The organism is Anabaena sp. CA = ATCC 33047 (genome assembly GCF_963870205.1).
Classification (GTDB): domain Bacteria; phylum Cyanobacteriota; class Cyanobacteriia; order Cyanobacteriales; family Nostocaceae; genus Trichormus.
This window is the reverse complement of the sequence record NZ_CAWMSA010000056.1, coordinates 73,766-83,900: the sequence shown is the minus strand read 5'-3', so window position 1 is coordinate 83,900 and position 10,135 is coordinate 73,766. Positions and strand designations below refer to the sequence as shown.

8 protein-coding genes are annotated in these 10,135 nt (G+C 43.0%); 5 read left to right on the top strand and 3 right to left on the bottom strand.

Annotated elements, in window-relative coordinates:
- The 3 genes from AACS98_RS17075 to AACS98_RS17065 all read right to left on the bottom strand — a co-directional run.
- Positions 1-2,476: beta strand repeat-containing protein (locus AACS98_RS17075; protein ID WP_084386928.1), on the bottom strand; the 2,476-nt coding region annotated here is incomplete at its 3' end.
- A gap of 126 nt (positions 2,477-2,602) precedes the next feature.
- A complete protein-coding gene (locus AACS98_RS17070) occupies positions 2,603-2,929 on the bottom strand; it encodes a hypothetical protein (RefSeq protein WP_066381997.1) in 327 nt (108 codons plus the stop codon).
- A gap of 455 nt (positions 2,930-3,384) precedes the next feature.
- A complete protein-coding gene (locus AACS98_RS17065; RefSeq protein ID WP_066381995.1) occupies positions 3,385-4,212 on the bottom strand; it encodes a carbohydrate ABC transporter permease in 828 nt (275 codons plus the stop codon).
- Positions 4,213-4,503: 291 nt separating this feature from the next.
- Between AACS98_RS17065 and AACS98_RS17060 the strand changes: the two genes are divergently transcribed.
- From AACS98_RS17060 to folE, 5 genes are all read left to right on the top strand, one after another.
- Complete coding sequence (locus tag AACS98_RS17060; protein ID WP_066381994.1) at positions 4,504-5,199, top strand: aldehyde oxygenase (deformylating); 696 nt, start codon at positions 4,504-4,506, stop codon at positions 5,197-5,199.
- 139 nt (positions 5,200-5,338) lie between these two features.
- On the top strand, positions 5,339-6,358 hold the full coding sequence (locus AACS98_RS17055) for a long-chain acyl-[acyl-carrier-protein] reductase (protein WP_066381992.1): 1,020 nt from the start codon (positions 5,339-5,341) through the stop codon (positions 6,356-6,358).
- Positions 6,359-6,521: 163 nt separating this feature from the next.
- Positions 6,522-7,502, top strand: a complete 981-nt coding sequence (locus AACS98_RS17050) for an acetyl-CoA carboxylase carboxyltransferase subunit alpha (protein WP_066382363.1) — start codon at positions 6,522-6,524, stop codon at positions 7,500-7,502.
- Positions 7,503-8,030: 528 nt separating this feature from the next.
- A complete protein-coding gene (locus tag AACS98_RS17045; RefSeq protein WP_066381990.1) occupies positions 8,031-8,756 on the top strand; it encodes an SDR family oxidoreductase in 726 nt (241 codons plus the stop codon).
- Between the two features lie 92 nt (positions 8,757-8,848).
- A complete protein-coding gene (gene folE / locus AACS98_RS17040) occupies positions 8,849-9,556 on the top strand; it encodes a GTP cyclohydrolase I FolE (protein WP_066381988.1) in 708 nt (235 codons plus the stop codon).
- Positions 9,557-10,135: the final 579 nt, after the last annotated feature.

Here is a 10,135-nt window from a genome sequence, read left to right as displayed (position 1 = left end):
CACCGCAAGCCGCCGACTTCAACCCTAGACTATGGGGTACACTGGGTGCTTGAGCAACTAGGACTACATTACCATTGCCATCTACTATCCAACCTTGAGCTTCGACAATTTCACCAGAGCGATCGCTAGCCGCCAATCTCCCTGTATATACTTCTCTATGCTGCTGAATACTACTACCACGATTTCCCGGATCTACTGGTAATTTAATCCAGTCTGCCAGCACCGCATCATCCATCAATGGATCAGTAGGACTCGGTGTAATTCCTCCGCGACCAGTAACAACAAATGAGCTTATTTTAGTGTTTATACCAAAATTACAACTAGAAGATATTTGCTCAGAAGCATCAACAGGACTTGTTGGCAGTTCTACTAAACTTTTACTGGGGTCTACATCAGGTGTATTAATTTTTACAGTACCACTTAATGAAGGATTTTGTTGAGAAAAGGCTGTGATGTCGTTTGTTTCCAGTTTGTTGGGGTTTAATTCCTCTGGATTGTCAGTTCCTAGCAACCTCACCAAATCTGCACGACTACGTACTACAAAACTAAAAATACTCTTAGCGTTGATAGTAACTCTACCGCCATTACCAGAGAAAGCATTAGCGGTGATATCGCTATTTTCTAAAGGAATACCAACAAGGAAACCATTAGGCGCATTGATGGTAATGTTACCACCATCTCCACCGCCTAATGTTTGGCCTGCATTGGTAGAAATTTGACTGTTTTGACGCATCCATAGCAAATCCTGCATATTGAGCGTAATATTTCCCCCTCTCCCGGCTTCACTTTCGGCTACCAGTTGTCCTTGATTTTCTAATCGCATGGAACGAGCATTGACTGTAATCTCACCGGCTGCTCCTAGCTGAGTAGGGTCTCCTAAGTAGATATAATTGTTTGGTACTGCACTACTGACACGTATCGCGCCCCCATCCCGAATCATCAATTGCCCAGTATTCAAAGTTACATTGCCTGCGTTTCCAATACCCCTGGTTGCAGTAGAAATACGACTGGGGACACCATTAGTTGAAGTGCCAATTATTTCTATAGCCTCAGAGGCGTTAACTGTCACATTGCCGCCTCTACCTGTAGCTGGTAAATATTGGTTAGTTCCTGGTAATAGTATACCCGCAGACTCTGTTAATATCCTCGCTCCATTTTCAATACGTAAAGTCCTCGTGTTGATGATTACATCCCCACCATCTCCATTGTCAGGAGTAGCAGTAACTAATCCACTGGATAAAGCCTGACTACCAAGAGGAAAACTACCACTCAACAATACAGAATCTGAGGCATTGATCACTAACTTGCCACCAGAACCCAAGCGTAGCACTTGATTTTGTCCTAAGACATTATCTGGAAACTGCGCTCCTGTGCTGACTTGAGCGAAATTTCTCACAATCAACTTACCTGTTGTAATTGTTAAGTCTCCAGCGTTTCCAGAACCAAAAGTTCTGGTAGTCAAAGGTGTACCACTAACTAACTCCACAAATTCTGAGGCATTAATCGTTAAATTACCTCCTTGCCTAGCACCTAAAGTATTAGCTAAAAGCTGTGAACTGCTATTAATGAAAACTTGCCTACCTTGTAAATGAATACTGCCGCTACCTTCACCACTCACATCCACTATAGATGGACTAGCAGGACTACCTACAGTCCCCCTTGTTAGTTGAATGTTTTGAAAATTGCTCACATTTTCGTATCCCAGAAGCCAACCTTGGTTGATGGGGTTGATACTTACCAAACTATTACCGCCAACACTTCCTAGTTCAATTCTTCCTTCCTTGGCGGTTAAATTTCCACTCTCCAAAATCACATCACCGCCTACCAATGCCAAAGTTTGATTTGACAACACTTGTAAACCAGCCGGGCGGTTTAAACGATTAGTTTCGCCTCTCAGACTTGCTTGGGATTGATTGCGTATTGTAGCCGCCGTAGTGCCAAATTGCAAGCCAATAGGGACATTTACTGCCAATAATGGCACTGTCTGAGGGCTAACAGCACTAAATTGCAGATTATTGCCAAAATGCACACTACTAGCCGTGCTAGCTAAAAATGAACCTTGAATGTCTAACGCCGCATTAGAACCAAAAATAATGCCATGGGGGTTAATCAGAAATAAGTTAGCAGTGCCGTTAGTTCTGAAAATGCCGTCAATATTGGAAACAGAATTGCCAGTGACTCGACTAATAATATTTTGAATATTTGTAGCGTTGTTGAAATAAGCTGTATGAGCATTAGGCACTGAAAACTGCTCAAAACTGTGGAATAAATTACTCCCACGAATTGCCCCCCCATCGATTTGATAAATAGTTTGGTTATTAACCAAGCTAGGTGTGACAACTGTCGTCTCAGCACCCAAGGTGTTGTCTTCTTGGATTTGAGCAAAAGCACCATTTCCAAAAAAAGCAGATATGCTAGCAATTGCTAAAGCACTTACTAGCCCTAAGTTTTTATGGTAGCTTCGGCTGTGATACATGACAAAATGATTACCCCAAGTCGTTACGCACTAGCAATACTGACTGGGATAATCATACTCTGATACGCTATCTGTAGCGGAAATATTTCCGTGCAGAAAAACACAATTTTTTGTTTGACAAATTGTTTAGCTATCTACCCAACACCCATCAGGATAACCTTCTATTGGGCAAGGCTTAAGCAATACTGCACTGGCTTCAATCTGCTGTTGTTCTGTTGTTAATAAACAATCTTTAGATAACTGATTTTGATCAGTTACAATATTTTGTAATTTATTTAAATCCAGTTGATAACTAATTTTCAGAACTTCTGACTGTGATATACCGTATTTTTGCAATACTTTGCTGAGTTGAGAGTTATTTAAGACTTCTAGTAGTTCCTTTTGAATGTCGCTTTGTAGTTGTTTTAAGGTTTGAGAATCTAGCACTGTTTCCTGTAAGTTTTGAGAACTCATAACTATTGTTAATCCTTGTTAGCTATGTAGATGTGGTAGTTCAAGAAATAGGACTTAGGCAATTGTCATCATCAAAGTTGCGTGTAGTCTCGTATAGGGTGCGTCAGAAGCGATAATTGGCTAAAAATAACAGATTTTAAATATCTGACGCACCCTACTAATGTGCCAGTTGCGTAAGTCCTAAGAAAGTTGGAATCATAAATTTTTGCACCCCTGATATTTACAGGGATTGAAAACAGTTGAAGTCCTCAATTTACCTCAACTTCACCTAATTATTGCTACAGCTTGGTTACTTACTATTACGCAATTCGTTACAAAACTTTACATACTTTCTAGGCTAGACTCTAACAGTCAAAGGGAACAGGGAGGAAAAATCTGTTCCCTGTTCCCTGTTCCCTGTTCCCTGTTCCCTGTTCCCTGTTCCCTGTTCCCTGTTCCCTGTTTCCTGTTCCCCGTTAATTTTTAATACCTGTCGTAGCAATACCTCTGATAAACTGACGCTGACCGATGAGAAACAACACCATAACTGGCACAGTGGCAATTGTCACCGCCGCCATCATCAAAGGCCAATTATTGGTAAACTGTTCCTGAAACTCAGCCAAAGCTAGCTGTACTGTTCTTAATTCTGGTCGAGTGGTAAATACCAAGGGCTTAAATAAGTCATTCCATTCGCCGATGAATGTAAATAAAAACAGCGTCACCAAGGCAGGGCGGGCTAGAGGTAACATGACTCGCCACAAAATTTGTAGTCGGTTCGCGCCATCAATAGCTGCGGCTTCTTCCAACTCTACGGGAATTGTTTGGAAATATTGACGTAAGAGAAAAATTCCAAACCCGTTAACGGCAGTGGGTAAAATTAAGGCTGCGTAAGTATTAATCAGGTGTCCCCACTTCAGTACCAAAAAGATGGGAATTACCAATAACTGAAACGGAATCACCAAAGTGGCTAAGACTACCAACAACAGTGCTTGTCTACCGCGAAATTTCAGCCGCGCCAAAGCGTAACCCGCCAGTGCTGAAGTAATAATCTGAAATGCCGTCACAGCGATCGCCACCAAGGTAGAATTAGCAAATGCTAACAAAAACTTACCTCTTTGCCACGCATCGCGGTAATTAGCTAAAGACCAATTATCTTTGGGCAAAAGTTCTATGTTGGCTCCCGGAGGTGCAAAGGAAGTGAGAAAGACTACAAACAGTGGTGACAGCACAATCACCGCCCCCAGTATTAGTCCTCCTAGGCTGAAAACATCGGCAGATTTGAGACTCCAGTTTGGTTTAGCCATGAGTTAAATCACTAAGTTTATGGGGTGTAGGGAGTGAAGGCAACAGAGGAGAAAAATCCCATGTCCAATGCTCTAAGCCCATTTTCAACCATTTGCTGCGTCGAAGTGGGAAAATTTGAAGTAAGACCTATTGATTTGATTAAATTGGTAGAGCTATCACTCCTAGCAAAAGCTAATCTATAACATAGTGACTTGTTAAGTAAAATTAAACAACAGTGAGCATTACCCTAAATTCAAGGGGTAAGTCCAACATCGTATCAAATAATTCAGTTTACAGGAGTAAACATAACTATGCAGCAGATGACAGCCGATTTAGAAATTGATTTCCACAGCGAAAAATACAAAGATGGCTATAGCCGGATTAATGCCATCGTGATTGAAGGCGAACAAGAAGCTTATGAAAATTACATTAAACTAGCTGAACTGCTGCCAGAACACAAAGATGAACTGATTCGGCTCTCAAAAATGGAAAATCGCCACAAGAAAGGATTTGAAGCTTGTGGACGCAATCTGAAAGTAGAACCAGATATGCAGTTCGCTAAAGAATTTTTTGCTGATTTACATGGCAATTTCCAAAAAGCAGCAGCTGAAGGCAAGGTTGTGACTTGTCTGTTAATTCAGTCTTTGATCATCGAATGTTTTGCGATCGCAGCATACAACATCTACATCCCCGTAGCCGATGAATTCGCTCGCAAAATCACCGAAGGAGTCGTCAAAGATGAATACAGTCACCTCAACTTTGGCGAAGTTTGGCTAAAAGAACACTTTGCTACCTCCAAAGCTGAATTAGAAGCAGCCAATCGCCAAAATTTGCCCATAGTTTGGCAAATGTTAAACAAAGTAGCAGCAGATGCCGCAACTTTGGCGATGGAAAAAGAAGCCCTAGTAGAAGATTTTATGATTCAGTACGGAGAAGCCCTAAGCAATATCGGCTTCTCGACTGGGGAAATCATGCGCTTATCAGCCTACGGACTTAGAGCAGCTTAAACCTTGCTTGTAGGGGTAACTGACTTTGTTGCCCCTGAGACATCTTACGCTTTGTATAGTATTTTTAAGAGTTAGGTATTGTCTCTTACCCACAAACCCCACGCTTTTAGCAAAGCACACGCCTAAGAATATATCACTAATGTTTGGTCTAATTGGACATTTGACGAGCCTAGAACACGCTCAAGCGGTCGCCCAAGAATTGGGATACCCAGAATACGCCGATCAAGGGCTAGATTTTTGGTGTAGCGCGCCACCGCAAATTGTTGATCACATTAAAGTTACCAGTATCACTGGGGAGACAATTGAAGGCAAGTATGTAGAATCTTGCTTCTTACCTGAAATGCTGGCAAATCGTCGGATTAAAGCCGCAACACGGAAAATTCTCAACGCTATGGCTCATGCTCAAAAGCATGGCATCAATATCACAGCTTTAGGTGGGTTCTCCTCGATCATTTTTGAAAATTTTAACTTGGAGCAGTTTCGACAAGTTCGTAACATTCAACTAGATTTTGAACGCTTCACTACAGGTAACACTCACACAGCCTATATTATCTGTCGGCAGATAGAAGGCGCATCACAACAACTAGGAATAGAACTTTCCCAAGCGACAGTAGCGATATGTGGGGCTACTGGTGATATTGGCAGTGCAGTGACTCGTTGGCTAGATGCGAGAACCGATGTTAAAGAACTGTTGCTGATAGCCCGTAACCAAGAACGCCTCCAGCAATTACAAGCAGAATTGGGACGGGGAAAAATCATGGCTTTGGATGAAGCCTTACCCCAAGCTGATATTGTAGTTTGGGTGGCGAGTATGCCCAAAGGTGTGGAAATTGACCCGACAACCTTGAAGAAACCTTGTCTGTTGATTGATGGCGGCTATCCCAAAAATTTAGCCACTAAATTACAGCATTCGGGTGTGTATGTTCTCAACGGTGGTATTGTTGAGCATTCTTTAGATATTGACTGGAAAATCATGGAAATCGTCAATATGGAAGTGCCAGCACGCCAGTTATTTGCTTGTTTTGCTGAATCGATGCTGCTGGAATTTGAGAAGTTATACACGAACTTTTCTTGGGGGCGTAATCAGATTACCGTAGACAAAATGGAGCAGATTGGTCAAGCATCGGTAAAACACGGGTTTAGACCACTGTTGGTTTAGGGACGAGGGACTGGGGACAAATTAATTCACCCATAGCCTACGGCTAGGCTTACGCCAGCGTAGGGAAGGCTTACGCCTAAAAAATTCCAAATTCTTGCATTAAATGCCCCAGTACCCAATCCCCAGTACCCAATCCCCAATCCCCAATACCCAATCCCTAACTATGGCTACAACTGAGCGTAAACCACTACTTTTAGATTTTGAAAAGCCTTTAGCTGAATTGACAAACCGAATTGAGCAAATTCGGCAATTGGCAGACGAGAACGGTGTTGATGTTTCTGGTGAGATTCGCAAGCTAGAAGCACGCGCCATGCAATTGCGGGAGGAGATTTTTAGTACCTTATCGCCGGCTCAACGCCTGCAAGTTGCTCGTCATCCCCGTCGCCCCAGTACCCTAGATTATATTCAGACTATTACTGATGACTGGATGGAATTACATGGCGATCGCTCTGGTAGTGATGATCCAGCTTTGATTGGTGGCGTGGCGCGTTTAGGTGGGCAACCGGTGGTGATGTTGGGTCATCAAAAAGGACGCGATACTAAAGATAATATCGCTCGTAATTTCGGCATGGCTACCCCTGGCGGCTATCGCAAGGCGATGCGGCTGATGGAACACGCCAATAAGTTTAGTATGCCGATTTTAACGTTTATCGATACACCGGGAGCTTTGCCGACGGTAGCCGCAGAACGTCAAGGTGCCGGGGAAGCGATCGCCTATAACCTACGGGAAATGTTCTCTCTGGATGTACCCATTATCAGCACCGTCATCGGTGAAGGTGGTTCTGGTGGTGCTTTGGGTATTGGTGTCGGCGATCGCCTATTAATGTTTGAACACGCCGTTTATACCGTTGCTACCCCCGAAGCCTGTGCCGCTATTTTGTGGAAAGACGCAAGCAAAGCTCCCCAAGCCGCCGTCGCCCTGAAAATTGTCTCCCACGACTTGAAAAACTTGGGTATTATTGACCAGATTCTCCCCGAACCTATTGGTGGCGCGCATACTGACCCGCTTCAAGCCGCTAACACCCTTAAACAAGCACTCTTAGACAATTTAGATGAACTCAATCGTTTAACATCTCCAGAACGGCGGCAACTGCGTTACGAAAAATTCCGTAAAATCGGCGTGTTTACAGAAATCGCCCATTAATCAGCCTGAGAATTTGATACATTAACTCACAAGCAATGTTATAATGCCTATGGTTCTTAAAGATTTTTAACAATCTTTTCAGCCATAGGCATTGATGTCTGGAACCCAGGGATTTCCCAAGCGTAAATTATCCATCTTGTAAGGTGGGCAGACTACCCGCCCAAAATATGGGACAGGTGGAGACACCCATCCCACAAAAAAATTCGGAGGTTGTTTATTTGTCAGTGGCAAATCCACTCCAGTAGATGAGTGTCATACCAATTTCAAATTCCTAATACCCTAAAGCTGTGTCTAGAAAATGAATAATTGGCTGTGAGTCAATGGTTTGAGTTCTCAAGACAACATTTGTTATCCTGTATAAAAATAATTGAAGAGGACGCTAATAATAACAGATAACATTATCATTTTTCCAGGAAAAACCGGGGAAATTAAGATTAATTTAAGATTTGTGTCATCTAAAATAACACCTAAGATTTTCATAATTGGGTGGTCAAGCCTGGCAAACCTGCCAACAAATTGGGAGAGAGGATGAGTTTGGAGCAGAAACGACGCGCTCTAATTACTGGGGCGAGTAGTGGAATTGGAAAAGCAACGGCCTTAGCCTTTGCACAAGCAGGAATAGATATTGCTTTAGTGAGCCGTTCTCTAGATAAGTTAGAGACTGTAGCAGAAGCAACCAAACATACTGGAGTTACAGCCAAAGTGTATGCTGTAGACTTAGCTGAGGTATCGCAAGTACAAACAAAAATGCAAGCGATCGCCGATGATTTTGGAGAGATAGATATCCTCGTAAATAATGCCGGTATAGGATACACAAACACTCTCAGTCAAACCACTTTAGAAGACTGGCAGCAAGTGATCAATTTAAACCTGACTAGCGTCTTTGAGTGTATTAAAGGTATTTTGCCGGGAATGCGCGCTAGAGGTAATGGCACAATCATCAATGTCGCCTCCATCGCTGCCAAACAAGCTTTTCCTAACTGGGGAGCCTATTGTGTGAGTAAAGCTGGTTTACTAGCCCTTGCTCAAACTTTGGCGCAAGAAGAACGCCCTCAAGGTATTCGTGTCACAACGATTTGTCCTGGTGCAGTCAACACTGAACTGTGGGACACAGAAACCGTTGATGCTGACTTTGACCGTTCCCAAATGCTCACCCCAGAAATTGTGGCCCAGTCAATTCTTCATACTGCTTTATTACCACCACAAGCAGTGATTAACGAATTGATTCTCATGCCCAGCGCAGGTGCGCTTTAATTAGTCCTTTGTTGGTCATTTGTTTATTACAACCCATGACCAATGACTAATGACTCACAACTCACGATAAACCATAACCAAGTATTGATATCATGACTATTGCTAGTTCCAACGGTTCCAATCGCGCTCAGTCTCCTTTGATTCCCGATTTGGCAGAAGCCATCAACACCAGACCAGACCGCAACACCCACGATGGCAAGCAACCCGATTTGCATCAGCCTTCAGAGGAACAGATGGCGCAAATGATGGAGGCCGTGAGAGCAATATTAGTAGGTGTAGGAGAAGACCCAGAACGGGAAGGTCTATTGAAGACACCCAAGCGAGTTGCAGAAGCAATGCGGTTTTTGACCAGTGGCTACAACCAATCGTTAGAAGAACTCATCAATGGAGCCGTGTTTGATGAAGGGCATAACGAGATGGTATTAGTCCGGGATATTAACTTCTTTAGCCTGTGCGAACACCACATGTTACCCTTCATGGGTAGAGCGCACGTTGCTTACATTCCTAACCAGAAGGTTGTGGGACTAAGTAAACTAGCCCGTATTGTCGAGATGTATTCCCGTCGCTTGCAAGTCCAAGAAAGGCTGACTCGCCAAGTTGCCGAAGCCATTCAAACCATCTTAGAACCGCAAGGTGTAGCAGTAGTCATGGAAGCCACCCATATGTGCATGGTGATGCGGGGTGTGCAGAAACCCGGCTCTTGGACTGTCACCAGTGCAATGGTTGGTATATTCCAAGAAGACCAAAAAACCCGCGAAGAATTCTTGAACTTGATTCGTCATCAAGCAGCATTCTTTTAGGGAATCGGGAATCGGGAATGGGGACTGGGAACTGATATGAGTATTCTCCCAGGCTCCCCCTGTTTTCCCTGTCATAGTTGTATAATTTGCATCTTTCACTTTTCTGTATCTGTCGTCTCCGCAATTCATCATTACCGCATAGCGATCGCTGATATCTTGCACCATTCTCAGTAAGCTCCAGGCGATGCACAGCCAAGAACCTAAAACTAAGGCTTTGAGCAACTTGCAAGCAACGCCCACCCTCCAAAAATTATCATCAAGGAACAGGTGCAAGATGTGTGTTAAGCAGGTATCTTGAAATTTTATACTCATATTCAGAAATATCTAATTCCCAATTCTGCTGTTTCACGCTATACTAATTTTTAGTGTTTCCACAGATACGAACTACATATTACGATCAGTGTAGTCAGCTAAATATCCAATTTACTTAAATTCCCTACTGTTGCCGATGAGATTTATTCATCGTGGTTGACAGCAGCACCATAGCTTATATGTAAATTATTTTCATACCTAAATTCAGCAACTCTAATTTCCCTATTATCACAGTGGCTATGACTCAGATAAATCGTTTAATGAACG